The 25,379-nt window shown below is 59.5% G+C and carries 18 protein-coding genes; 11 read left to right on the top strand and 7 right to left on the bottom strand.

What is annotated here, in order from left to right; genetic code table 11:
- Positions 1–117 precede the first annotated feature (117 nt).
- From FE781_RS06935 to FE781_RS06925, 3 genes are all read right to left on the bottom strand, one after another.
- Entirely contained in the window at positions 118–1,629 is a 1,512-nt protein-coding gene (locus FE781_RS06935) for an extracellular solute-binding protein (RefSeq protein ID WP_138788890.1), read from the bottom strand.
- A 129-nt stretch (positions 1,630–1,758) separates the two neighbouring features.
- On the bottom strand, positions 1,759–2,697 hold the full coding sequence (locus FE781_RS06930) for a carbohydrate ABC transporter permease (RefSeq protein ID WP_138788889.1): 939 nt from the start codon (positions 2,695–2,697) through the stop codon (positions 1,759–1,761).
- 16 nt (positions 2,698–2,713) lie between these two features.
- Positions 2,714–3,670, bottom strand: coding sequence for an ABC transporter permease (locus FE781_RS06925; protein ID WP_138788888.1), 957 nt, complete (start codon positions 3,668–3,670; stop codon positions 2,714–2,716).
- Positions 3,671–4,088: 418 nt separating this feature from the next.
- Between FE781_RS06925 and FE781_RS06920 the strand changes: the two genes are divergently transcribed.
- The 9 genes from FE781_RS06920 (at position 4,089) to FE781_RS06880 (ending at position 17,363) form a co-directional block, all read left to right on the top strand.
- A complete protein-coding gene (locus FE781_RS06920; protein WP_170209445.1) occupies positions 4,089–6,245 on the top strand; it encodes a heparinase II/III domain-containing protein in 2,157 nt (718 codons plus the stop codon).
- A gap of 26 nt (positions 6,246–6,271) precedes the next feature.
- Complete coding sequence (locus tag FE781_RS06915) at positions 6,272–7,234, top strand: ABC transporter permease (RefSeq protein ID WP_138788886.1); 963 nt, start codon at positions 6,272–6,274, stop codon at positions 7,232–7,234.
- Between the two features lie 28 nt (positions 7,235–7,262).
- Positions 7,263–8,138 carry a carbohydrate ABC transporter permease gene (locus FE781_RS06910; protein ID WP_138788885.1) on the top strand — a complete coding sequence of 292 codons (876 nt, stop codon included), beginning with the start codon at positions 7,263–7,265 and terminating at the stop codon, positions 8,136–8,138.
- Between the two features lie 69 nt (positions 8,139–8,207).
- Entirely contained in the window at positions 8,208–9,812 is a 1,605-nt protein-coding gene (locus FE781_RS06905; protein ID WP_138788884.1) for an extracellular solute-binding protein, read from the top strand.
- A gap of 120 nt (positions 9,813–9,932) precedes the next feature.
- Positions 9,933–11,627: a polysaccharide deacetylase family protein gene (locus tag FE781_RS06900; protein WP_138788947.1), complete on the top strand. Its 1,695-nt coding sequence runs from the start codon at positions 9,933–9,935 to the stop codon at positions 11,625–11,627.
- Positions 11,624–12,859: a DegT/DnrJ/EryC1/StrS family aminotransferase gene (locus FE781_RS06895; RefSeq protein WP_138788883.1), complete on the top strand. Its 1,236-nt coding sequence runs from the start codon at positions 11,624–11,626 to the stop codon at positions 12,857–12,859. The genes FE781_RS06900 and FE781_RS06895 overlap by 4 nt, the downstream gene beginning before the upstream one ends.
- On the top strand, positions 12,846–14,726 hold the full coding sequence (locus tag FE781_RS06890) for an NHL repeat-containing protein (RefSeq protein WP_138788882.1): 1,881 nt from the start codon (positions 12,846–12,848) through the stop codon (positions 14,724–14,726). Before FE781_RS06895 ends, FE781_RS06890 begins: the two co-directional genes overlap by 14 nt.
- Positions 14,727–14,824: 98 nt before the next feature.
- On the top strand, positions 14,825–16,240 hold the full coding sequence (locus FE781_RS06885; protein ID WP_138788881.1) for an extracellular solute-binding protein: 1,416 nt from the start codon (positions 14,825–14,827) through the stop codon (positions 16,238–16,240).
- An 82-nt stretch (positions 16,241–16,322) separates the two neighbouring features.
- On the top strand, positions 16,323–17,363 hold the full coding sequence (locus FE781_RS06880) for an alpha/beta hydrolase family protein (RefSeq protein ID WP_138788880.1): 1,041 nt from the start codon (positions 16,323–16,325) through the stop codon (positions 17,361–17,363).
- Here FE781_RS06880 and FE781_RS06875 read toward each other — a convergent pair.
- Genes FE781_RS06875 through FE781_RS06865 form a run of 3 tightly spaced genes read right to left on the bottom strand, consistent with a single transcriptional unit; the run spans position 17,347 to position 22,329 of the window.
- A complete protein-coding gene (locus FE781_RS06875) occupies positions 17,347–18,972 on the bottom strand; it encodes a response regulator transcription factor (RefSeq protein ID WP_138788879.1) in 1,626 nt (541 codons plus the stop codon). The two genes, FE781_RS06880 and FE781_RS06875, sit on opposite strands and share 17 nt — an antisense overlap.
- Positions 18,969–20,843 (bottom strand): cache domain-containing sensor histidine kinase, encoded by a 1,875-nt coding sequence (locus tag FE781_RS06870; protein WP_138788878.1) that lies wholly within the window; start codon positions 20,841–20,843, stop codon positions 18,969–18,971. The genes FE781_RS06875 and FE781_RS06870 overlap by 4 nt, the downstream gene beginning before the upstream one ends.
- Before the next feature lies 1 nt (position 20,844).
- Positions 20,845–22,329, bottom strand: coding sequence for an extracellular solute-binding protein (locus tag FE781_RS06865; RefSeq protein WP_138788946.1), 1,485 nt, complete (start codon positions 22,327–22,329; stop codon positions 20,845–20,847).
- A 138-nt stretch (positions 22,330–22,467) separates the two neighbouring features.
- Between FE781_RS06865 and FE781_RS06860 the strand changes: the two genes are divergently transcribed.
- Positions 22,468–22,872: an RNA polymerase sigma factor gene (locus tag FE781_RS06860; RefSeq protein WP_138788877.1), complete on the top strand. Its 405-nt coding sequence runs from the start codon at positions 22,468–22,470 to the stop codon at positions 22,870–22,872.
- Here the strand turns inward: FE781_RS06860 and FE781_RS06855 are convergent.
- The gene (locus FE781_RS06855) at positions 22,869–23,741 is read right to left on the bottom strand and encodes a helix-turn-helix transcriptional regulator (protein WP_138788876.1); all 873 of its coding nucleotides are present in this window, start codon (positions 23,739–23,741) and stop codon (positions 22,869–22,871) included. The genes FE781_RS06860 and FE781_RS06855 overlap by 4 nt on opposite strands.
- Before the next feature lie 165 nt (positions 23,742–23,906).
- Between FE781_RS06855 and FE781_RS06850 the strand changes: the two genes are divergently transcribed.
- Positions 23,907–25,196, top strand: a complete 1,290-nt coding sequence (locus tag FE781_RS06850) for a Gfo/Idh/MocA family protein (protein ID WP_138788875.1) — start codon at positions 23,907–23,909, stop codon at positions 25,194–25,196.
- The last annotated feature ends 183 nt before the right edge of the window (positions 25,197–25,379 follow it).

Raw genomic sequence — 25,379 nt, 5'->3', positions numbered from 1 at the left:
ATTTTGGATGGAATCTACCGGATAAACATCGTCCGATCCGCACGGGAACAGAAAGGGCAGCCCGCAGGGGATACAAGCTGCCCTTTAGTTCAAACTGCGACGAGTCACCCGATTGAATTATTTCTTTTGTGATTGATACCAGGCGTTGGCGCCTTTCGTCATTTCATCGCCGCCTTCGGCTTTCCATTTGGCGACGAATTTGTCGTAGTCGGATATCGGTTGCGTGCCGGTGATGAAGTTCAGCATGTTGTCCAGTTGCAGTTTGTCGAGTTTTTGTTTGTTTTTCGCGATTTCCGGAATCGGCGGAGCGAGCGCGAGCGGGTCGGTGACGATCAAGCCTTTGGCGTTCTCCTGGAACTTCTCGAAGTAGGACGTCAGGATCGGGTCCTTGCGAACGCGGGCTTGCCAGTAGGTCGGGTAGTTTTTCTCGTCGACGCCGGTCATAAATCCGCTGGCGTAGTTCAGGTCTTCGTTGAACTTGGGCAGAATCGGGATATATTTGCCGTCTTCCACTTTATGGTGCGTGCCCTCGATGCCGATCGCCAGCTCTTTGAAGATCGCCGGCTCAAGCTTCTTGTCCAGGAACTTGAAGGCTTCTTCTTTGTTTTTGGAGTACTTCGGAATCGCAATGAACCAGGTCGTTCCCGTATTGGCGAACACCTGCGCTTTGCCGTCCTTGCCTTTCAGGAACGGAATGACCGATACTTTGGCGTTCGGGTTGTTTTTGGTCAGGGCGTTGATCGTGTTCGGCGCGTTGAACCAGGCCAGCTTGTACATGGCCGCTTTGCCGCTGGAGAATTTCTCGATCGCTTTGGCCGAGGTCGACAGCGGAAGCTCGGAATCGATCAGGCCTTCTTTGTACAGCTTGTTCATGTACGTCAGGAATTCTTTCATTTGCGGCGTCTCGACCTGATGCGTCAGCGTGCCGTTGTTGTCCACCCACCACGTGGTGACGCCGAAGGCGGCCGCGATGTCTCCGAGCAGCGATTGGATCGAATCTTTGCTGCCGACGAGCGGAATGACGTTTTTCTTCTCTTTTATTGTCTTCAGCACCGTGTACAGCTCGTCGGTGTTGGTCGGCACTTGCAGTCCCAGCTCATCCAGCCAGTCTTGACGGACGATCAGCTCCTCGGAGATGGCGATGCCGGAACCGGTCTCCGGGATCGCGTAGATCTTGCCGTTGATTTTTGTGCTTTCCCACGATTTTTCATTGATGGCGTTTTTGATGTTCGGGCCCAGTTTGTTGATCAGATCGTCCAGCGGTTCGAGCGCTCCGGCCGTCGCCAGCTTGTAGAACTGCGCGGAGTTCAGCTTCATGACGTCGAACGGTTCCTGGTTCGTGACGAGCAGGTTCAGCTTCTCGTCCGGGTTCTCCGCAGGCAGCATCTCGTATTTGACGGGATAGCCGGTCAGTTCGATGATCTTTTTGCCGGTATAGTCCTGGTTCGGATCGATGCGGTCATATTGCATCAGCACGCGCAGTTCCGGCTTCGGCGCATGGGTTGCGGCTGCGGACGCGGAGGGAGACGGGCTGGAAGAAGCACCGGAGTCGGAATCTCCGCCGCCGCAGGCTGCGGCCGTGACTCCGAGAGCCATGACCGTGAAGAGTGTTGCCGATTTTTTCAACATGGTTGGACCTCCTGTTTTCTGAATGATGTGACGGTACTGCATGGAACCCCTTGCCTCTTGTTGCGATTAGCATAAAGCCGTAGAACTTTCGGCCATCACCTCCTTTCAAAAGCCGGGCGGAAGCTTTCCTTAACCTTTGACCGATCCGACCAGGACGCCCTTGACGAAATATTTCTGCAGGAACGGGTAGACGAGCAGGATCGGAACCGTCGCGATCATGATCGAAGCCGCCTGAATGGATTGCGGCGACGTGTTCAACGCGGCGTCGACGTTCAGCGTTTCGTTCCGCATGAAGTCTCCCGATGACAGCAGCAGCTCCTTCAGGAACAGCTGCATCGGCTTCAGGCTCGGATTGGAGATGTAGATCATCGCGTTGAAGTAATCGTTCCAGAAGTACACGGCGAAAAACAAGGCGATCGTCGCCAGCACCGGCAGCGAGAGCGGCAGCGCGATAAAAAACAGGATGCGAAGATTTCCGGCGCCGTCCAGCTTGGCCGATTCTTCGAGGCTGTCGGGCAGTCCTTCGAAGTAGCTTTTGATAATCAGCATGTTGTACACGTTCACCATCGCCGGCAGGAACAGGACCGGCAGCGTGTTGACCAGATGAAGCTTGTGCATCAGCAGGTAAGTCGGGATCAGACCGCCGCTGAACAGCATCGTGAAAATAAACATCAGCAGGAACCATTTACGCCCGCGAAGCCGCGGCTTCGACAGCGGGTAGGCGGTGATCGTCGTCATAAACAAGCTGAGCGCCGTTCCGACCGCCGTCAGAAAGATCGATATTTTCATCGAGTTCATGAATGCGGCATCCTGCAGCACGAATTTGTACGTTCCCAACTGGAAGCCGATCGGCCACAGGTTGACGATCCCGGAGATGACGGCCGCTTCGCTGCTCAGTGACTTCGCGATGAGGTTGACGAACGGCAGCAGCGTCGTAATGCCCATCAGCGTGAAGAACACGTAGTTGAAGACGTTGAAGATGCGTTCGGGAAGCGTCGGCCGGATTCCGGTTTTCGGCTTCGATTTGCCCGCGACGGAGACGGCGGACGGCGAAGATGCGGTTTTCATAGGGCGTGCCTCCTCCTCACCAGATGCCCCGGTGCAAATATTTGCGGCTCAAGTAGTTGCCGGTAAGGATCAGGATAAAGCCGATCACCGATTCGAACATGCCGACGGCGGTCGTGAAGCTGTAATCCTGATTGCCGAGACCCATGCGGTAGACGTACGTGCCGATGACGTCGGAAACCTTGTACACGGTCGGGTTGTACATCGCCAAAATCTGCTCCGTGCCGGCTTCGAATATATTGCCGAGACGAAGGATAAACATCAACACGATAATCGGCGTAATGCCGGGCAGCGTGATGTGCCAGATTTGGCGCCAGCGGCTTGCCCCGTCGATCTTGGCCGCTTCGTACAGTTGCGGGTCGATGGTGGAGAAGGCGGCCAGATAGACGATCGTGCTCCATCCGGTTTCTTTCCAGCCGGCCGTCGCGACCAGCACGCTGCGGAAATAATCGGTGTCCATGAAGAAGGCGATCGGCTCCATGCCGAAGTGAACGAGCACCTTGTTGACCAGACCGCCGTTCGTCGACAAGATGTCGATGAACAAGCCGCTGACGATTACCCACGACAGGAAGTGCGGCAGATAGATGACCGTCTGGACGGTGCGCTTGAAGATCATGTTCTTCAGCTCGTTGAGCATGATGGCGATTACAATGGGAAGCGGAAACAAAAAGACGATCTTCAAGAGGCTGATGATCAGCGTGTTCTTGAGGACGAGCGCGAAATCGTCGGACGTGAACAGCTTCTCGAAATGTTTGAACCCGACCCAGGGGCTGGCGCTCATGCCGTCGAAAATGTTGAAGTCCTTAAAAGCGATCAGGATGCCGTACATGGGCGTGTACTTGAACAGCAGCAGGAACAGCACGCCGGGCAGCAGCAGCAGATACAAGTCCCAATCCTTGCGGACGTCTGACCACAAAGTCGCGAAATATCCTTTGTGGGGCCGGGAGATTTGTTGGTTGGCGGCGGATTGGTTCATGTCATGGAACTCCCCCTGTTGGCTTTCGTTTTTGTATAATTCAAGTTTAGAGGCTGTCGAAAATCATTTATAGGCGAGGGTCATGACCGGTTTTGGTAGTTTGATGCGCGATTTGGTGTAACCGTTGTCAAAGCGCGCAAGTCAAGACGGGGGGGACGGAATCGGAGGAAACGGCGGGGGCGGAATCGGAGGAAACGGCGGGGGCGGGGAGAACGATTTACGGACGTGAAATGGACGGCCAAACCTGTATTCGGATCGGCCGGAACTTCATTGACAGCACTTTTATATACAGGTAAAATACAAGTATAAATTTTGAGGGGGATATACGGTGGGGGATTCAGGGAAGCGACATCCGACTCTCGCGGCCATCGCACCATCGCGCCCGCGTCTGCTCTTTACGCCGGCGGAAGCGAAGATGTTGGCTGACCGAACAAAGAACATTTCGCCGAGAGACGAGGAGCGCATAGACACGGCCAAAATATGGCGGGAGCTGCTCGCTCTGGCGGAAGGCTATCTGCAAGAACAATCATTCCGGGTTACTTATCCAAGCGCCTCTTACGTCATGGAGGTCTCGCTCCCTTTGAAGGAGCCGCAGCCGATTCCCGATCCTCCGGGATTCGTCGACTATCCGTACTGGACGATGTTCTCGCGCGCCGTGGAGGAACGGCTTACGGTGCTGGCCTCCGTATACGTGTTGGCCCGGGACCGCCGCTACGCCGACAAGGTCAAGGAGTACCTGCTGGCGCTCGCCGAATTCAGCAAATGGTACGAGTTCCCCCGGCGGGGGGCGGAAGGCAATCTGAGCAACGCCCACTTCCTGATCGGTTATTCGGTCGCGTATGACGCCATTCACGGGGAACTGTCCGAATATGAGCGGGACGTATGCCTCCGCGCCATTTTGAATCTCGGTTTGAAGCCGCTTGCAATCGATTTCGGCAACGATGACATGCACAACATTATAACAGCCAAACAAGTCGCCATGCTATACGGGGCTTGCGCCGTGTACGACGAGGCCGAACAGGAGGCCGCTCCCTATCTGGCCCAGGCCGTCTCCTATCTGCGCTCGTATCTGGACCGGAAGCTCGTCACGCATGAGACGGAGGGGCTGCTGTATACGAATGTCGCCGTCCGCCACGTCTGGATGGCGGCGGAGACGTACCGCAAGGCGACCGGAGACGCGACGCTGTGCGACCACCCGTACTTGTCCGATCTGGTGCCGGAGCTGTTTCTCCGCCTGCTGTCGCCCGGCAGCGCCGGAACGTTTCCCAATCTGTCGGATTCGTTCGAGCGCATCGACGCGACGTACGTCATGACGATGACCGCCGCCCGTCACCGCCATCCGGCCGCGATGTGGTACGTGGAGACGTTCGGCCGGGAGAAGCGCGAGGCCCTGCTTTATCTGCCGGAGCCTTGCGAGGCGGTTCATCCCGACCTCTACTACGGCGACCGCAAATCGCGAATCTTCGCCGAGATCGGCTGGGCCGCGCTCCGCAGCGGCTGGGGAGAGCGGGATCGTCTGCTCTGCCTGACCTCAAGCGCTTCGGCGCAAGGGCACAACCATCGCGATCAGAACAATGTCGTACTGAACCAGTCGGGAGAGTGGCTTCTCGTCAACCCCGGCTATCAGGATTACCGTCCGGGGCCGGGCAACGAGTTCACCGTCGGCACGGTCGGGCACAACTCGCTTCTGGTCGACGGCCTCGGCCAGACGGTGTACGGAGGAGGCCGTCTCGCCGGCGATTTCCTGAGTCCCGGATTCGAATGGGTATGCGGCGACGCGTCGGCGGCTTATCCGGACTTGTTGGCGTCGTACGGGCGGACGGTCTACCACCTGGACAACCGCTGGTTCGTGCTCGTGGACGAGATCGAGCTGGCCCGTGCGGATCAGACGCCGGAGCTGCTGTTCCATACCCGCGCGCAGATCTGGTGCGGCGACCGGAAGCTTGAACCGGGCGACCGGGCCGAGCGGGCGGAATTCGCCTTCAGGGGCGAGCGTTCGACGCTGTTTATCCAGACGGTCAGCCCTGACCCGCTGACGGCGGATGTGAAGGTGTACCCCGGCGCGGAATCGTACGGACCATATGTCGGCGTCGCCGGGCATGGCGGCGGGTTGCGGCGGACGTTCGCGACGCTGCTCGCGCCGTCGGACGGAAGCGATGCTCTGCCCCCGGCCGCGAGCTTGGCCTGCGGCCGCGCCTCCGCCGCTATCTCGGTCGGCGAGCGGGACGGCCGGCGGAACGGCCGGTTCGCCGCGTCGCTCACGGGGAAGCCGGAGCGGCTCGAGGCGGGGGCCCTGTCCGCCGACGCGCTTGCTCTCTGGGAGCTGAGGGACGCGGCGGGCGAGCTCCTGCAGGCCGCGGTTCGCCGCGCGAACCGGTTGGCCGAGGGGGACCGGGTGCTTCTGCAATCCGACGCGCCGGTCGAGGCGTCGTTGCAGCGGCGGGAAGGCGAGGTATGCGTCACAATCGCTTGCGACCGGACGGCCGTTGTGAATGTTGAGCTTGGAAGCGCCGTCACAGATGCGCTGAAGCTTCAGGCCGGCGAGAAGAAGACGCTCCGGTATCGCATGCCGTGAGCACGGCGGACAGGGGGGAGGCAGCCATGAAGACAGAAACAGTTCAAGCCGGCGCGTTACCGGCCAGCCATACAGGAAAGCTTCGTCGGATCGCCAGACGGATGCATAAGGAACGCTACATTTATTTGCTGCTATTGCCGGGGCTGCTTTATTTTATCGTGTACCGGTATTTGCCGATGTTCGGCATCGTTATCGCGTTTAAAGACTACAGCCCGTTCCTCGGCTTTGCCGACAGCCCGTGGGTCGGACTTGCCAACTTCGCCCGCATCTTCGAGAGCCCGGAAGTCGTGCAGGTGATGATCAACACGCTGGTGATCTCGTTCCTGCAGATCGTGTTCGCCTTCCCGGCGCCGATCCTGCTGGCGCTGATGCTGAACGAGGTGAGGCGGCAAAGCCTCAAGCGGGTCATTCAGTCGATCGTATATTTGCCCCACTTCCTGTCCTGGGTGGTGGTGGTCGGAATCGTCTCGATTTTTTTCCGCAACGAAGGATTGGTTAACGATTTTCTCGTGTATCGGATGGGCTTCGAACAACCGATTCCGTTTTTGACCAACCCCGACTTTTTCCGGCCGATGATCGTGCTGGAAGTGATCTGGAAGGAAGTCGGCTGGGGAACGATTATCTTCCTCGCGGCAATGGCCGGCGTGAATCCGAATTTGTACGAGGCGGCGGTTATGGACGGCGCCAGCCGATTCCGGCAGATCTGGCATGTGACGCTGCCGGCAATCCGCAGCACGATCGTCGTCCTGCTCATTATTCGGCTCGGCGATGTGCTTGAGGTCGGCTTCGAGCAAATCTTCCTTCAATTGAATGCGTTTAACCTGGACATCGGTAACACGCTCGACACTTACGTGTACTACAAGGGCATCCAGCAATCCGACTACAGCTTCTCGACGGCGGTTGGCGTATTCAAGGGATTGGTCGGGCTCGTGCTGGTGATGACGGCCAACTGGTTGGCCAAGCGATACGGCGAAGAAGGGGTTTACTGATGACCCGGCGGATATGGGGGGCTTGGACATGAAACGGAGTACTTGGGCGGATCGGCTGTTTGACGGCGTCAATATCACGTTGCTGCTGATCATTTCGCTGGCGATGATTTTTCCCTTTCTCTATCTGTTTTCGGTTTCGTTCTCGTCTTACGAGGATTTTCTGAGCAGCGACCTGCTGCTGTGGCCGTCCAACTGGACGACCGACGCTTACGAGTTCATCTGGAAGTCGTGGGCGTTCCGCAATTCGTTGATGATTACCGTCATGGTGACGGTGGTCGGGACGGCGGTGAACTTGTTTTTTACCGCGACGATGGCTTATGCGCTGTCGAGGCGGATTCTGGGGCGCCGGGTCCTGATGTTTATGGTTGTGTTTACGATGCTGTTCTACGCGGGAATGATTCCGACTTATCTCATGGTGAAGGCGACGGGATTGCTCGATTCGATGTGGGCGCTGATTCTGCCGGCGGCGATCGCGCCGTTTAACCTGATCGTGATGCGGTCGTTTTTCCAGAGCATTCCGGAAGAGTTGAACGAGGCGGCGCTGATCGACGGAGCCAACGATCTGCAAATATTCGGCAAAATCATCCTGCCGTTGTCGAAACCTTCTCTCGCCGCATTCTCGCTGTTTTACGCGGTTTCCCACTGGAACAACTATTTCGCTCCGATTCTGTACCTCAACAGTCCCGAGAAGTGGACGATCCAGGTGATTCTCAGGCAGATCGTAATCGTCGGCGAAGCGACAGCCACGCTGTCGGGCGACAACACCTTCGTGGACAATCCGCCGCCGCCGGAGACGATCCAGATGGCCGCGATTCTGCTGGCGACTTTGCCGATTTTGGTCGTATATCCGTTTCTGCAAAAGCATTTTGCCAAGGGGGTGATGCTTGGGGCGGTCAAAGGATGAGGAATGCCGTTGGGATGCAATAAAAAAGGGGTATCAGAAGGGCCAAAACATTTGTGGAGGGGTTTGTATATGAAGTGGAAACGTTATACGACCGTGATGCTCGCCGCCTCGATGTCCATCGGGACGGTTGCCTGTTCCGGCAGCGACAACGACAAGGGGTCAAGCGCCCAACCCTCGGCTAGCGCGGGCGCAAACGCCAGTCCGAGCGAGGCCCCCAAGAAATATAAAATAACGGCGCTGGATTATCGTTACGGCAATCCGCCGCCGAGCAGCAGCCAGGGCCTTACGATGATTAACGAGCGGTTTAACGTCGACTACCAGGTTACGTTTGTCACGAATACGGCGTACGACGAGAAGATCAACGCGGTATTCGCTTCGGGCGAGATCCCGGATATGGTCGGATTTATGGCGGCGGACTTGAAAAACCGCTACAGCAAATTCGCCAAGCAAAACGCGTTTTTGCCGCTCGATGATTATATCAAGCAATATCCGACGCTGCAGGCCGTGCCGGATTTCATCTGGGACGCGCTTCGGGTCAACGGCAAAATCTACGCGATTCCGCAGTATGCGCCGAAGTATCAGGTCGTGCTGATGGTCCGCAAGGATTGGCTTGACAAGCTGAACCTGAAGCCGCCGACCAACTACCAAGAGCTGAAAGAAGTGGCGATCGCCTTCACGAAGAACGACCCGGACGGCAACGGCAAAAACGACACGTACGGCATCGCCATCGGCCAGGACATCAATCCGAACCTCAACATGGGGCCGTATTGGGACCCCGACGCCTGGTACCACAAGAACGACAAAGGCGATCTGATTCCGGGCATCATCGGTCCGGGGCGCAAGGAAATCGTGCAGATGCTGGCCGATCTGAACAAGGAAGGCGCGATCACCAAGGACTATGCGACGCTGAACTGGGCGGATACGAACAAGGAGTTTTATTCGGGCAAAGCGGGCATCTTCATCGCGACCCCGCGCGGCATGTCGCAGGACTACATGAACGGGCTGCTTAAAATTCATCCGAACGCCCAATTCATCCATCTCGAACCGTTCGTCGACGCTTACGGCAACAAAGGCCTGACCTCGGCGGCGGGCTTCAACGGATTGACCGTGCTCAGCGCGAAGCTGGCGAACGAACCGGATAAGGTCAAGCGGATTCTGGACATGATCGACTTCGGCCGCAAGTTCTACAAGGAGTCCGAGAAAAACGACAAAAATCCGGATTTCGACTGGTGGTCGGGCAAAGTCGGCGTCGCTTACGACATGAAGGACGGTGTGGCGGTCAACCGTGAAAACTGGGCGAACGACGGTCTCGCGCCGTCCACGTACTTCGTCGACAACGCGGCCTGGCCGCCGGAGGACGGGGACATCGACTACAGCCTGACGTATCAGACGAAGCCGTTGTCCGATCTCGTCAAAGCCATCCAAAATATGTACAAAACGACGAAGCTGTATGCGAACCCCGTCAATAGCGCCGAGTCGAAGACGGATATCGAGAAAGGCGCGGAGCTCCGCAAATACGTGATGAACGAGCAGGTCAAGATGATCGCCGGCAACCGTCCGGTATCCGACTGGGATAAGCTTGTTCAGGAGTATCTGGACAAAGGCGGAGCGAAAATCATCGAAGAGTACAATGCCCAATTCAAAAACAAAGATACGAAGGCGTTGTTCAAATAACCGTTACCAACTCGACGTGAAGAGGGTGAACCAGGCGGTGCCCTCTTCTCTCGTTCCGGTGGCGCGCGGCAAACAAAGACAAAGACAGTGAACAAAGGCATCATGCGGGGAGTGGCGAACATGAAGATGGCACGGGTGGCGATCCTGACGGATCGGAAAGCCGCCGAACGCCGTTGGCGATACGGAGCGGACGTTTTCGAAGCCTATCTGGAAGAGATCGCGGCGAGCGCGGGAATCCCGTTCGAACGGCTGGAATCGGTGCGCGAGCTGAAGGCGGAACGCTGCGATATCGCGGTGGTTGCGATATCGGAAGAGGACGACGAGACGCTGGGAATCTTGATGGATTTCGCCAAGCAGGGCGGCACGATCGTCTCGTGCGCGGGATTGAACCGGATGGCGGGACGGCTCGGCTGCCGGGAGCTGGCCGCGGCGGGTGCGGGTTATGCGCAGTTGCCCGCCGCTCTGGGCGGCCGGCCGGTCCCTTACCGTTATTTGCTGGCGAAGCCGTGGGTTCCCTTGCCGGCAACCGCCGGAGCCGGGGCGGCCGTCCGCGGGATCGGGACGCTGTCGGCCGGCGAAGGCGGCGGAACCCGGCCGGAGGTGCCGCTGCTGCTGGAGATCGCAGTCGGCAGAGGCAGAATCGTCCGCTGGAATGTCCATATTCCCTATACGGTGGTGGCGTTCCAGCAAGGATCGGGCCCGGTGGTGGAAGACGGCGTGCCTGCGCCGGACGGCACGGGCGCTCTGGACGAAGGCATCCTGAAGGCGGACGACCGCTGCGAGATGGACTGGGATCGGGACCGGCTTCGGACGGACACCGGTTACCCGTATTATGCTTATCCGTATGCGGACTGGTGGCGGGAGGCGTTCGTCGGAGGGCTGCTGCGCGAAGCCCAGGTCAAGGGGCTTGCGCTGCCGTTCGTCGATTACTGGCCGGAAGGCGTCGAACAGGTGGCGATGATCTCGCACGACAGCGACATGAACATCGACGAATCGGCCGCGGCCACGCTCGATGTGCTGAAGGAATGCGGCATCCGTTCGACCTGGTGCATGCTGGAGCCGGGTTATTCGGCCGGCATCTATGAGCGGGTCAGACAGGAAGGCCATGAGCTGGCCTATCACTACAACGCGCTGGAGATGGACGGCGGGCGTTGGGATCGGGGCGAGTTCGAGCGGCAGCTCGCGTTCATCCGGGAGCGGACCGGGGAGCCGATCGTCACGAACAAAAACCACTATACGCGCTACGAAGGGTGGGGCGAACTGTTCCGGTGGTGCGAACAATACGGCATCCGCAGCGATCAGACGCGCGGTCCGAGCAAAAAAGGCAATGTCGGGTTTTTGTTCGGAACTTGCCGGCCTTATTATCCGATCGCCCGTTACGACGAACAGAACCGGCTTTACCGCGTGCTGGAGGTCGGCTTTTTGACCCAGGATCTGAACCATCCATCTTTGCCGGACACCAGCGTCATCGCTCCGTTCCTGGACGCGGTCGCCGACGTCAGAGGGGTGGCACATTTCCTGTTCCACCAGACGCATATATGGCGGGAACCCGGCGTCGCCGACGCGCTTCGTGCGGTCGTCCGGGAGGCGAAAGCCCGCGGATACCAATTCTGGACGAATGAGCGAATCTGGCGCTGGGAGGAAGCGCGCCGCCAAGTCCGGATCGTACGGGACGGGAACGGCGCGGCGAGAGTGGAGCAGGCCCCGCCCGACGCCGTCATCTGGACGCCGGCGCAAGACGGCCAAGCCGGCAGCGCGGTTCGATTCGGCGTCAAGTGCGTGCGTTATGCGGTCAAAAACGAGGTGGGATCATGAAGCAGAAGCTGGCGTTATTGGGCGGCCCGATCACCAAAATGACCCCTTTCGGGAAGGGCAAGCGGTTCGGGCTGGAAGAAGCCCGGCAGCTGATGGAAGCATTGGAGCAAAATACGCTGTTTTATCACTTCGGTTCCAAGGTCAAGCAGTTTCTCGCCGACTTCAACGAAATGTACGGCGTCAAGTACAGCGTCGCGACCTCGTCGGGTACGGCGGCGATTCACGTCGCGCTGGGCGCGGCCGGCGTGACGGTCGGAGATGAGGTCATCACGAGCCCCATTACCGATCAGGGCACGCTGATCGGCATTCTGTACCAGAATGCGATTCCGGTATTCGCCGATCTGAATCCCGATACGTACACGATGGACCCCGCCTCGGTCGAGCGGTTGATTACGCCTCGGACGAAAGCGATCGTCGTCGTGCATCTGGCGGGCAATCCGTGCGATATGGACCCGATTCTGGAGATGGCCCGTTCCCGCGGAATCAAGGTCATCGAGGATTGCGCCCAAGCGTATTTGACCCGGTACAAAGGGAAACTCGCGGGCACGCTGGGCGATTACGGCTGCTTCAGCACCAACGATTTCAAGCATATCTCGACGGGCGACGGCGGCATCGTCACGGTGAACTCCGGGGACGAATCGGATTATCATACCGCCCACGCCTTCGCCGACAAAAATTACAGGCGGTTCGGCACATCCGTGCAGAGGGATCTGCATTATATCGCGCCCAATTACCGGATGACGGAGCTGCAAGGCGCGGTCGGCATCGCTCAATTGAAGAAGCTCAATTGGATCTGTTCGACGCGCAACCGCTACGGCGAACGCATCACGGAAGGGCTTCGCGGGATTCCGGCGATCCGGCCGCCCGCGGTCACGCCGGGGGGCGAGTGCACGTATTGGTTCTATATGTTCCGGCTGGAATTGGACCGGCTGACTTGCAGCCGCGAAACGTTCTGCGAAGCGTTGGCGGCGGAAGGCGTGCCGAACCGGGCCGGCTATATCCCGGACGTCTGCTACATGCAGCCGTTGTTCCAGGAGCGGCATGCTTATCCGGGCAGCCACTTCCCCTTCGAAGGAAGCAGCGTGTCGTACGAGCGGGGAATCTGTCCGAACGCGGAGGAGATCTTGCGGACGGCCGTCCAGGTGCCGATCAGCGAGTTTTATACGGAAGAGGACGTGGAGGATATCATTCGGGCGATTCGCAAGGTGGCTCTATGGTATGCCAAAGATTGACGGCGGAGGCAGAGGAACGATGGGCGGCAGAACCGGTGACATTCGGATGATCGGGGTGCCCGTAATGGCGGAGGAGACGCGTTCTGCGGCCGTGTGCGCATCCCCGGCCGGCGAGGTCCGAGTCGTCGTGGCGGCGCGCGGGTTCCTCCTGTCGGTGAACCCGGCGACGGGCCGGTGCGAGCAGCATCCGTTTCCGGGAGGGCTCGTCGACTATCCGTTCGCCTCGTTGAGTACCGGCGAAGGAATGTTCCACACCGGAGCGGGACGCCAGTGGATGGTGTTCGATCCGTTCGCCGGCAGTTACCGGCACGCGATCGTCCCGGCTCCGGACGAAGAGATCGTCGGCATGTCGTTTGCCGAAGACGGCCAGGGCTTCGTCTATGCGACGACGTATCCGGGCTGCCGTCTTCTCCGCTTCGATCCGCGCGGCGGACGGGTCGAAGCGTTGGGCCGTCTAGACGAGCGGCAGAAATACGCGATGTCGCTCGCCGTCGACCGGCATGGCTGGGTGTACGCGGGCATCGGCACGGAGCGTCCGTCGATCGCCGCTTGGGACCCGAAGCGGCGATCGATAGGCACGCTCGCGGAACAGCCGGATGGCGCGGCGGGCAGCGCCCAGGTGCATACCGGCGCGGACGGCGAAGCGTATGGGCGTCTGCGGGAAGGAGCTCCCTGGTTCCGGCTGCGGAACGGGGAGATGATTCCGGTAGACGAGGCCGATGTCAGTCCTTCCTTGTATACCGGCTCGGGATACAACAAGCTGCACCGGCAACTGCCGGGAGACGAGCGCATCGCCGAAGTGAATCTGTCGGACCGGGAGCTGACGCTGGAAGCGGCCGGGACCGGGACGGCGGCCGGCAAGAACAGGCGAACGATCGCGCTTCGGTACGAGACGGAGGGCACGATGCTTTCGCCGCTTGCGCTTGGACCGGACGGCCTGATCTACGGCACGTCCAACCATCCTCTCCATTTCTATACGTACGATCCCCGGACCGGAGATTTGCGCAACTACGGCGGACGGGCGGTGGAGTACGGCGGAGGCGGCAACATATGCGCTTATGCGGCTGTTGGTCCGTATTTGGCGGGCGCGGCTTATGCGGGCGGACATATTCACGTGCTGGATACGCGGCGTCCCGTCACCGCCGGAGCCGAGGAAGGCTCACCGCGTAATCCGGTCCGGGCGGGCTCGTATCCGGACATCCATCGTCCCCGCGCCGCCGCCGCTCATCCGGGCGGAGAATATGCGGTGTTCGGCGGTTTCCCGGGTTATGGCTGCGTGGGCGGAGGCTTATGCCTGTTCCATGTGCCTTCGATGAGCGGGACCGTGATGACGCACCAGGAGGTTGTCCCTTACCAGAGCACGATGGGGCTGGCGTTTATGGACGAACACCGGCTGTTCGGCTGCACGAGCATCGAGACGCCTGGCGGTGCTGAGCCGCTTGCCGACCAGGCCGAGCTTTACCTGCTGGATTGGAGGAGCCGCAAGGTCGTCCGCAGATGGACCCCTGTTCCCGGTGCGAGGGAGATCTCGCTGCTTGCCGCCGATCGGCGCGGACTGCTGCATGCCGTCACCGGCGATGCGGTATACTTCGCGTTCGATCCGGAGGCGGAGCGCGTGGTTCGCCGGTTGGATCTGTCCCGTTGGGGCAAGCCGGTCCGCCAAGGGCTGCTGACGATGGCGGACGGCGATGGGGAGGAGAGGGTATACGGCTTGCTGTCCGGGGCGGTCTTCCGCATCTCCGCGGCGGACGGGCGGCTGGATATTTTGGCGGAACCGGAACTTCCCATTACAGCGGGAATGGCGATAACCGGCGGGAACCTCTTTTTTGCCTCGGGAAGCAGGTTGGCAAGCCTATGCCTGACATAAAGCCTCGGGTAATAAGAAAATTTTTCCATTCACCACATGACTATTTACCTGCGGCATGATATACTACTTGTAATAGACAGGTATAGGAGCGGTATATATTGCTGCGGAGAAGGAATGAATTCAAGGACCGTTACGATCGTTTCCATAAGGAGCTGCGTGATGAGATATTAAGCGGGCGGATACGTCCCGGCGAATTCATCATGCCTGAAAATACGCTCAGCGAGAAATACGGGATCAGCCGCGTGTCCGTGCGCAAGGTGCTGGCGGAGCTGGTCGAGGAGGGGCTGATCGAGAAGATCGCCGGTAAAGGCAACCGGGTTGTCGAGCCTGCCGTCGAACGGAAGGTGGAGACGCTGCAGATCGCCTGGTTTACCGGTTCCTACGAAATCGAAATCGTCCGCCGGATGATCGAGCGGTTCGAGCGGCAGCACCCGTTCGTTCGTCTGGAGCTGGTGCTGCTCCCGGAGATCGGGTATACCGACACGCTGCTTCATCTGATGGAGCACGGACAAGGTCCGGATGTGTTCATGATGTCGGATCTGCATTTCCGCGAATGGGTGGCCAGCGGCAAGACGGATTGGCTTTCCGGCTATGTGCCGCCCCATCTGGAATCGGAAAGTTATCCGGAAGTGTTCTCCTTATTCTCGCACGCGGGGCGCATGCTGGCCGCGCCGTTTGTATTTTCGCCGGTCGTGATCTGCTACAACCGCTCGATCCTGCAGCGGAACGGGATCGACGAGCCGGTTGTGGAGTCGTGGGACGATCTGCTTCGGATCGCTTCGCGCTGCACCGGGTCGCCCAATGCCGACGGCATTGTGGATCAATACGGATTTTGCTTCTCTTCGTCGATGAACCGGTGGCCGGTTTTCCTGCTTCAGAACGGAGGCCGATTCCTGTCCGAAGACGGCGCGCGCTGCGTCATGGCCCAGCCGGAAAACGTCGAGGCGCTGGATTTTTGCGTGCAATTGATGTACAAGCATCAGGTGTCGCCGATCTATTCGCACGGCAGCACTTATCTGGCCGAGCAGCTTTTTGTCAAAGAGCGCGTCGCGATGATTCTGACGACGTACTACTTCATGAACGAGTTCCGCGATCACCCGATTCAATGGGATGTGCTCAACGTGCCGAAGGCCAAAACCCGCGAGACGCTGCTTCTGGGCGGAGGACTGGCGGTCAACGCCCGCAGCGGCAAGGAGATGCTGGCTCGCCAGGTTGTCGACTTCATGACCGGCGCCGAGGCGCAGACGATGCTCAAGCGGCATGGCTGCACGATTCCGGCCTTGCGGCAGGTGGCGGAAGACGAGAATTTGCTCGACCCCGCTATTCATCCGCCCCATTACCGGCGTTATCTCGACGCGCTGCCCGGGGCGAGGCCGCTAAGCTCGCTGGGGCTGGATCAATCGGCGATCAACTTGTTGTTCGACGAGTTGAATCTCGTCTGGGCCAACATGGAACGGCCGGAACACGCGTGCAAGCGCATCGAGCAGTTGATGAACGCGGCATTGCCGATTTGACAACCGGGACATTCTCCTTGTGGCGGGAGAATGTCTTTTTTTGCAAGATCAGGAGATACCATACCGGGTGGGGGGAGAAAACATGGGATACAAACTGGACGAATTAAACCGGAACGGCTTGCCTTCGCTGGTCGGAGGGTTGACGGACAAACGGGATTGGCTTGCCAAACGCGAACGGATTCGGCGGGAGTGGCTGCGCATGACCGGAGAAGCGCCGCCGGCCGTGCCGGTACGGTACGAGATTGTGGCCGAGGCCGAAGAAGCGGCTTACCGGCGCTTGCATATCCGGTACGACACGGTGATGGGGGACGCCGTACCGGCTTATCTCCTGATTCCCCGCAAAGCTCTGGAAACGCCGGGGCTGCGGCTGCCGGGGGTTCTGGCGCTTCATCCGACCGCCAACGCCGGCAAGGACGATATCGCTCTGCCTTCGGGGCGGGATAACCGGAGGTATGCGCTTGAGCTGGCCGAACGCGGTTATGTCGTGCTGGCCCCCGACGTTATCACGGCCGGCGAGCGGAAGCTGGAGGGTCACGACTACTATCATACGGCGCCGTTCGACGAGCGCCATCCCGAGTGGTCCGCCGTCGGCAAGATGCTGGCGGACCACTCGCAGGGCGTCGATCTGCTCTGCAGCCTGCCGTTTGTCGACGAACGGCGGATCGGCGCCGTCGGCCATTCGCTCGGCGGCTACAACGCTTATTTCCTGGCCGGAATGGAACGCCGGATCGCCGCCGTCGTATCGAGCTGCGGATTATGCACGTTTTATGGCGATGCCGATCCGAACCGGTGGGGACGCCGGCCCTGGTTCAGCCATCTGCCCCGAATCACGGGCGAGCTGGAGCGGGGGGAAGTTCCCTTCGACTTCCATGAGATTGCCGCATTGGCGGCGCCGACCCCGTTTTTTTGCTGGATCGCCCAGCAGGACCGTTACTTCCCGCATTGGCGCGAGATCGGGGAAGCGGCGGAGGAGCTTCATCGGCTCTACGAATTCCTCGGCTGCGCGGACCGCTTCAGCATGCTGATCGGCAATGCCGACCACGACTTTCCCGGCGAGATCCGGGCGCTGGCTTACGCTTTCCTGGATCGCTGGCTGGGCCCGGACGTCACCGCGACGACTTGATCTCGCCCGGCGTAACGCCCCAGTATTTGCGGAACACCTTCGTAAAATAGCTGACGTCGCGGTAGCCGACGAGGCGGGCGGCGTCATACACTTTGGCGCCTTCGGCCAATGCGGCTTTGGCGCGTTCCATCTTCTGCTCCTGGACGTACGCGGAGAAGGACTTGCCCGTCTCCTGCTTGAACAGCCGGCTCAGGTAGGACGAGTTGACATACAGCCGGTCGGCGACCGTATGAAGGGTCAGATCCTGATCGATCTCCTGCTCGATGATCGAGAGGATGGCGCGCACGACCTGATGGCTGCTTGTCCGCCGGCGGTCCTGCTGATAGGCGACGATCGCGGCGACGCTCCGGGACAGCCAAGCCCGGATCTGTTCCTTGCTGGTCAACAGCCCGGCGTTATGGAAGTACTCGTAGTCGTCCTTCATCACTTCCTTGACCGTCCATCCCTGCTTCTGCACGATGCGGACGAGCAGGCTGCCGACGTACAGCACGCCTTCGTGCACTTCGTCGGCCGAGCCCGCTTCGCTGAATATCCCGTCCCAGATGGCGGAGAGCGCGTCCGAGGCGCGTTCGGCGTCCCCGGTTTCGAGCGCGATCTCAAGCGCCTTCTCCTCGCCTTGCGACACCGCAAGCGGCCGGCTGCCGGGACGTTCGGCCGGTTCCCGGTACGGAATAGCGATTCCCGGTCCGTAGACGATTCGGTCCTGCAGCGCTTGGCACGCTTGCACGTACAGCCGGTTCAGCTCGCCCAGGCCGCCCGTCGATCCGCTGATGCCGGCGCTTAGCGTAAGCTTCAGGCTTTCCCTCGCGAGAGACAGCAGCTTGGATACGGCCGCGTGCGCCCGGAGCAGCCCGTCGTTCGGATCGTCCCCGGGAGGGATGCGGAAGAGGATCGCGGTGAAGCCGCCCGCATCCTTGCACAGCCAGCATCCCTCCTGCGCGAAGATGGACGAAGCCAGCATATGGGCGGCAAACCGCGCGCGGGACAGATCCCCGGGGGCAGGCGCAGCTTCCTCCGCGCCGTCGTCGGGAACGGCCGGCTCCGCGTCGACGACCGCCACGGCATACTGCCACCCTTCGCCGCCCAGCTCCATCATATAGTCCGATGCGATGGCGGCCGCTTCTTCCGGCGAATAAGCGCCCCGAAGCAGTTGTTCCAGGAACGCGCTCCGCAGATGGGGCAGATGATCGAGCCAACGCTGGCGCATCTGCTCCTCGTTCTGCAGCCGATCGAGCTCCTGCCGCAGTTGGTCGGCGGCCGCAAGCACGGCTTGCAAAATATCGCGCTCGCCGGCCGGTTTGAGCAAATATTTGGAGACGCCCGATTCCATCGCATGCTGGGCGTAAGCGAAGTTGTCGTGCCCGCTCAGGATAATCGTCTTGATATAAGCGTCCTTCTCGCGCAGCTTGCGGGCCAGCGTCAGCCCGTCCATCTCCGGCATCTGGACGTCGAGCAGCACGATATCCGGCTTTTTCCTCTCGAACAGGCGAAGCGCCTCGATCCCGTTGGCCGCAAGGCCGACGACTTCGATGCCGTTGTCCTCCCAGGGGATATTGGCCGCAAGCGATTGCCGCAAGCGCGCTTCGTCTTCCACGATCAACAGATTCATACGGCTTTGTCCTCCTCTTCGGGTTGATTCCTGCTTCCGCCCCCGAAGGCGTCGTACATGATATCGTGACGGCACCGGTCAAGCGGCAGCCGGATGCGTACCGATGTTCCTTCCCCCAGCCGGCTGGAGATCGACAAGTCCGCCTGCTCGCCGTAATAGAGCCGGATTCGGGTGGCCACGTTGCGCAAGCCGAACAGATCCATCGTCTCCTCCTCGACCAGAGACAACAGGCGGAAATCGCGCCGTCTCAGTCTCTCCAGCTCGGTCTGGACGTAGTGAAGCCGTTCCTCCGTCAATCCGTTGCCGTTATCCGTCACCTCCAGCACCAGCATATCGCCTTCGATCCGGCTGGCGACGGTCAGCAGTCCGCCCTGCTCGCGGCCTTCCATGCCGTGCAGGATCGCGTTCTCCACAAGCGGCTGAAGCAGCAGCTTCAAGATTGTAATCGGCTTCGTCGCTTCTTCGATGTCGTAGACGACGTCGAAGCTGTCCAGAAACTTGAGCTGCTGGATGCGGACGTAATAGTGCAGGTGCTCGACGCTTTCCTGGACGGTGAAGACCTCTTTTCCTTTGTTCAGGCTCAGCCGGAAAAACTTCGACAAGTTCAGCACCATTTCGCCGATCTCGTCGGCCTCGTAATTTTTGGACGTCCAATAGATCGAGTCCAGCGTATTGTAGAGAAAGTGCGGGTTGATCTGCGACTGCAAAAATTTCAGCTCGGTTTTGGCGATTCGGAGCTGCTGCTCGTAATGGTCCTCAATGAGATGCTTTTGGTTCTCCGCCATCTGGTTGAAGGCGTCGGTCAGGAAGCCGAGCTCGTCTCTCCGTTTATGGTCCACCCTCACGTTCATCTTGCCGACGCTCATCTGCTTCATCCCTTGCGCCAACTGCTTGATGGGGGCCGCGATGCCCTTGTACACCGTCCACGAGATGACGAAGGCCAGCAGCAGGCTGAGCGAGACGATCAGGTACGTATAGGACTGGATCGTATTGGTTTCGCTGAACACTTCGTTCTTGGGCTGAAGCATTGTCATTTTCCAGTTCGAATATTTGGACTGCACGGTGACGGACAAGTCGGACGACGGGGAGCTGTTTTTCGTCAGAGCGGCGCGGGTCGCCGAGTCTCCGACTTCGGTGATCAGCTTGCCGTCCTGATCGTACAGGGACACATAAGCGTTGGGACTGGGCAGCAGCGTCTTCATCATGGCCAGCAGCTTGTTTTTGTTCAGCGTCAGGACAAGCATGTTCGGCGCTCTGCGCTGATTGTAGATGTCCATCGCCCGCACGAGCGACAAGTCGTCGGCGAACAGCGTCTGGCTGCTGGAGGATGCCAGATAGTTGATGCCGTCGTCGTCGGCCGTCTGATACAGGATGCCGGTACCGATCCGGTCGAACGTGTTTTTCATCCACTGCTGTTCGCCCGGGATCAGCTTCCTCGCGCCGTAGCTGGTCGAAAGCAGCGTGCGCGAAGGCTCGTGATAGATCGAAATTTTCTGAACGATGTGGTTGCTCGATTTGACGTTGTTCAGCTGCTTGAGTATTTGCATAAAATCAAGGATGGATTGCGGCGTCAATTCGGAGCCGTTCTGCTCCAGCAGCCGAACGAGCGTCGGATCGGTGGCCACCAGCGTAGACAACTGCTCGGCGCTCTGAATCGTCAGGTCGATGTAGTCCATGACGGACGAGAGGGCCATCTGGGACCGCTCGACGGTCCGGTCGTACAAGATGTTTTGGGACCGTTCGACGGCGTAAATGCTGATCGTCACCAGCGGGACGAGAATCAGCAGGAAATAGCAGGTCAGCCTCACCTGAATGTTCCGGGAAAACAAGTTCCGAATGCGGGTTATGGCAGAGGTGATTGCGCCGAGCATGTCAATGTCCCGTTCCTTTCTTGGATTGGCGGTACCATTCGTTGACTTCCCGGGTCATCTCGTCGCCGCCCTGCTCCTTCCACTGCCGGACGAATTCCTCGAAATCGTCGATCGGCCGCTGACCCAGGATCAGCTCGACGAACACGTTCTCCTCCAAATCCTGCAGCTTGTCGCTGTATTTGACCATAGCCGGCGTGGGCGCTCCTTTGAAGGCGTTCGGGATCAGATTTTTCTCGATGATCGTCAAGTTTTCGTACAGGTGGAAATCGCCGAGCGAATCGAGCCGCCGCTTGATCACATCCGGCTTGTACAGATCGACGAGGGACTGATAGATGCCGCGGTACTGGTGTTTGTTATGCTGGGCGAAGTCGGTCACCATCACCCCGTCCTTCATCGACCAGACCTCGTTCTCGAACCCGAGCTTCAGGTTGGTGTAGCCTTCGCCCGCCATAAAGTCGAGAAAACGGATGACGCCGGCCGGATTTTGGCTGCCGACGGGAATCACGTTGTACGAGCGCACCGGGCCCGTTCCGTAGACGCCTTTATGCCCTTTGGGGCCGACCGGGTATTCCAGAGGGATCCATTTGGCGCTGGGAAACCGCTTTCGATTGACTTCGATCGAGTTGCGCGTATCGTACCACGTGGCCGAAAACAAACCGACCTTGCCGGATGCGACCTTATCCCCCAGGTTGGCGGTGTGGTTCAGCGGGAACATCGGATCGAGCAAGCCCTCTCGGTACAGGCGCGCCAAAAATGCGAGCGCTTCCTTCGTTTCCGGCAAAATGCTGCCGTATACCAGCTCGCCGTCCCTCTCGATCCATTGCTTCAATTGCGTGCCGAACGCGCCGAAAAACGGGGCGGTTCGGCCGAGATGATCGGCGAGGATCAAGCCGTACGTATCGTTGATGCCGTTGCCGTCCGGATCGTCCATCGCAAAGGCGCGGATCACGTTGTAGTACTCGTCCAGCGTGACGGGCGGACGCAGCCCGAGACGGTCGAGCCAGTCCTTGCGGGCGTATACGATCTCCATGCCTTTCGTTTCGTATTGGCTCGGAACCGCGTAAATCTTGCCTTGGTACCTCACGCGGTCCCAGGCTTCTTCGGGAATGTTCTTCAGCAGGTTCGGTCCGTATTGCTTCAGCAGATCGTCCAGAGGAAGAAGGGCGCCTTGCCGCGCGTAATTGTCCATCCATATGCCGTTGGTCGTGTTAATCAGGTCCGGGCGGTTGCCCGAAGCCATGATGACGTTCAGCTTCTCTTCATAAGTGTCCGGCGGCGGAATCTGCACGACCACGTCCAATCCGGTCTCGCGTTCAATGTAATCGAGGTAGGGATTATGGTTTTCGTCCATGCCGTCCGGAAACGGCAGCTCCAGTCCGTTGATGACGATGGATATGCGGGAAGCGTCCGGTTTTTCCGTCGGCTCGGCTTCGGCAGGAGCATGAAACGTGCAGCCCGAAGCCAACAGGATGACGAAGGCGGACATGACGACGCAGGAGACGGGGCGGACTGGCGACTTCACGGTGATTCTCCTCCTTCGGGTGCGCTCTTGTTCGTTATTGCTGTAATCATACCACATCCCTAATTTGACAGAGAAGCTGACATGTACGGGATGATAGAGGGTGTGGAACTTTTGCGGGGAGACCGTGGTCTGACGGTAGAGGTGAACAGAATGGATCACGATTATGTGAAGCCTATGTCCCGGCTTGAACCGGAAGCGCTGCGCGAGCTGATGCAGGCTTACGGGACGGATGTCTGGAACGATGCTTATGTGTTGACCAGGCGTCGCGAATTGGTCGATGACATCGCCCAGGACGTGTTCATCCGGGCGGCCCGGGGTTACGGAGGTGTGATGGGCGCGGCCGCGGCCTTTGCGGAAAGTCCGGCGTACGCAGACAGCGGCGAAGCTTCGGCCTGCCAAGACTACTCCGAACCTTCCTGCGAGATCGGCGCGGACGCCGGCGGAGGCGGAGAAGGAGAAGGGGGCGGGGATTTCCTCTCCTCGATGTTCGAGGACTTGTTCGACTAATGGTTTCCGCTTCCGCCCGCCGCCCGGTACTGTCTCGGCGACATGCCGGCGATGCGTTTGAACGTCTTGCCGAAATGGGAAAAGTTGTCGAACCCCACCGCTGCGGCGATCTCGGTGATCCCGAGCGGCGTTTCCCGCAGCAGGCGCTGCGCCTCCCGCACGCGGGTCAGGTTCGTGTATTCCGACAGCGTGAAGCCGGTCGCCTCCCTAAACATGCGGCTCAAATACCACGGGCTCAGGTAGAAGCGTTCCGCCAGCCGCGACAGCGACAGCGGTTCGGCATAGGACGAATTGATATGCCGCACCACTTCCGTCATCTTGGCGTGAGCGGGCGATAACGGCTCGAACCGAGCGGCCTCGTGCGAGGCCGCCCGTGCCGCAAGCACCAGCAGGTCGGCGATCCGGTTCCTGACGAGCAACTCGCAGCCTTCCGCCTGCTCTTCCGTCTCCCGGGACAACGAGCCGATCAGTTGGTCGAGTTCCTGCCTGCCGGCCCCCGACAGGCGAAGCACCGGCGATTGCGAGCGGAACGGACGAAGCAGCAGTTCGCGGACGGAGTCCGATCCGGCCATCCCGTCCAGTACGGCGTCGTCGACGTGGATGACCGTGCGCTCATGCCCCGGTTCGCCCGTATCCAGCGTCTTGTGCATCACGCCCTTGCCGATGAAGACCAGGTCGCCGGGTACGATCCGGTACGTCCGGTCTTCGATGAAATATAACCGCTGTCCGGCATGCAAATAGTAGATTTCGTAGTAGGGGTGGAAGTGCTGGGTGTCCATCTGGAAAAAGCCTTCGCGCGCGACCCGCTCGACGAACGGCGGACGTTCGATCGAGCCGAAAGACGCCAGCTTTTTGTAGGAATTCGGCATGTCCGAAGCTCCTTTTGCAGCAGATTCGCATCGGTTTCGTCTCTTTGATTATAGCAAAAAAAGCGGGGTTTTCCGAGAAATCAGCAATAATTGCGGCGATTTGCCCGTTTTTTTGTTCTAAGATGAAAGCAGGACGAAGAAGAACCCGCAAAGGAGAATCGACGCATGAAAAAGAAATATGCGCTTGTCGGCACGGGCGGACGCGCGGAATTTTTCTACGGGGCCATCGCCCGCGATTTCCGCGAAACCTCGGAGCTGGTCGCCTTCTGCGACATCAACCAGACGCGGATGAACTACGCGAACAAGCTGCTGACGGAAAAATACAACTATCATGCCGTTCCGACGTACAAAAGCGACCGGTTCGACGAGATGATCGCCGCCGAAAAACCCGATGTCGTGATCGTCACAAGCGTGGACCGCACCCATCATACGTACATCATTCGCGCGATGGAGCTGGGCTGCGATGTCATCACCGAGAAGCCGATGACCGTCGACGAGACGAAATGCCAGGCGATTCTGGACGCCGTCGAGCGGACGGGACACAACGTGCGCGTCACGTTCAACTACCGCTACGCGCCGCATCATACGAAGGCGCGCGAGCTCATCCGGGACGGCGTCATCGGACAGGTTACGTCCGTGCACTTCGAGTGGCTGCTGAACACGAAGCACGGCGCCGATTACTTCCGCCGGTGGCACCGTGACAAGCGCAACAGCGGCGGACTGCTCGTGCACAAGTCGACGCACCATTTCGATCTGGTGAACTTCTGGATCGGCTCCGAGCCGGACAGCGTGTTTGCTTTCGGCGACCTGCTGTTCTACGGCCGCGAAAACGCGGAGCAACGCGGCGAAACGAAATTTTACGACCGCGCCACCGGCAATCCGAACGCCGAAGGCGATCCGTTCGCGCTGCGGCTGGACACCAACGAGCATTTGAAGGCGATGTATCTGGACGCCGAGCACGAGGACGGCTACCGCCGCGACCAGAGCGTATTCGGCGACGGCATCAGCATCGAGGATACGATGGGCGTGCTCGTCCGCTACAAAAACAACGCGATCCTGACGTATTCGCTTAACGCGTACCTCCCGTGGGAAGGCTACCGCATCGCGTTTAACGGGACGAAGGGCCGCATCGAGATGACGGTCGTCGAGCAGTCGTACGTCAATTCCGGCGGCGACAAGGCGCTTGAAGGCGCTCTGAAATCGAAAAAAATCGTCGTATTCCCGATGTTCGCCGCTCCGTACGAAGTCGAAGTCCAGGAGGGCAAAGGCGGTCACGGCGGCGGCGATCCGATCCTGCTGAACGACCTGTTCGGCGTGCCGGCCGAAGACCCGTTCCACCGCGCCGCCAACCATATCGACGGCGCCAAGTCGATCCTGACGGGCATCGCCGCCAACCGTTCGATCCGCACCGGCCAGATGGTGCGCGTAGACGACTTGATCCGCATTCGCAAATAAAACCGCCTTTTATAGGACCGACGAATCATGCGTTTAACGGAGCCGATCCGTTAAACGCTTTTTTATGGACCGGGACCGGGGGCTCTCCCGCAGCGCGAGGAACCGCCGCGCCCGGCCGAAAGCTTCCCGTCCCCGGCATCGCTTCCGCCCTTTCGACAAGTTGCCTGCGACATGAAATCCTTC

It is taken from the genome of Paenibacillus thermoaerophilus (genome assembly GCF_005938195.1).
GTDB classification, from domain to species: Bacteria; Bacillota; Bacilli; order Paenibacillales; family Reconciliibacillaceae; genus Paenibacillus_W; species Paenibacillus_W thermoaerophilus.
The sequence above is the reverse complement of the archived record's forward strand: the minus strand, read 5'-3'. Positions and strand labels throughout refer to the sequence as shown.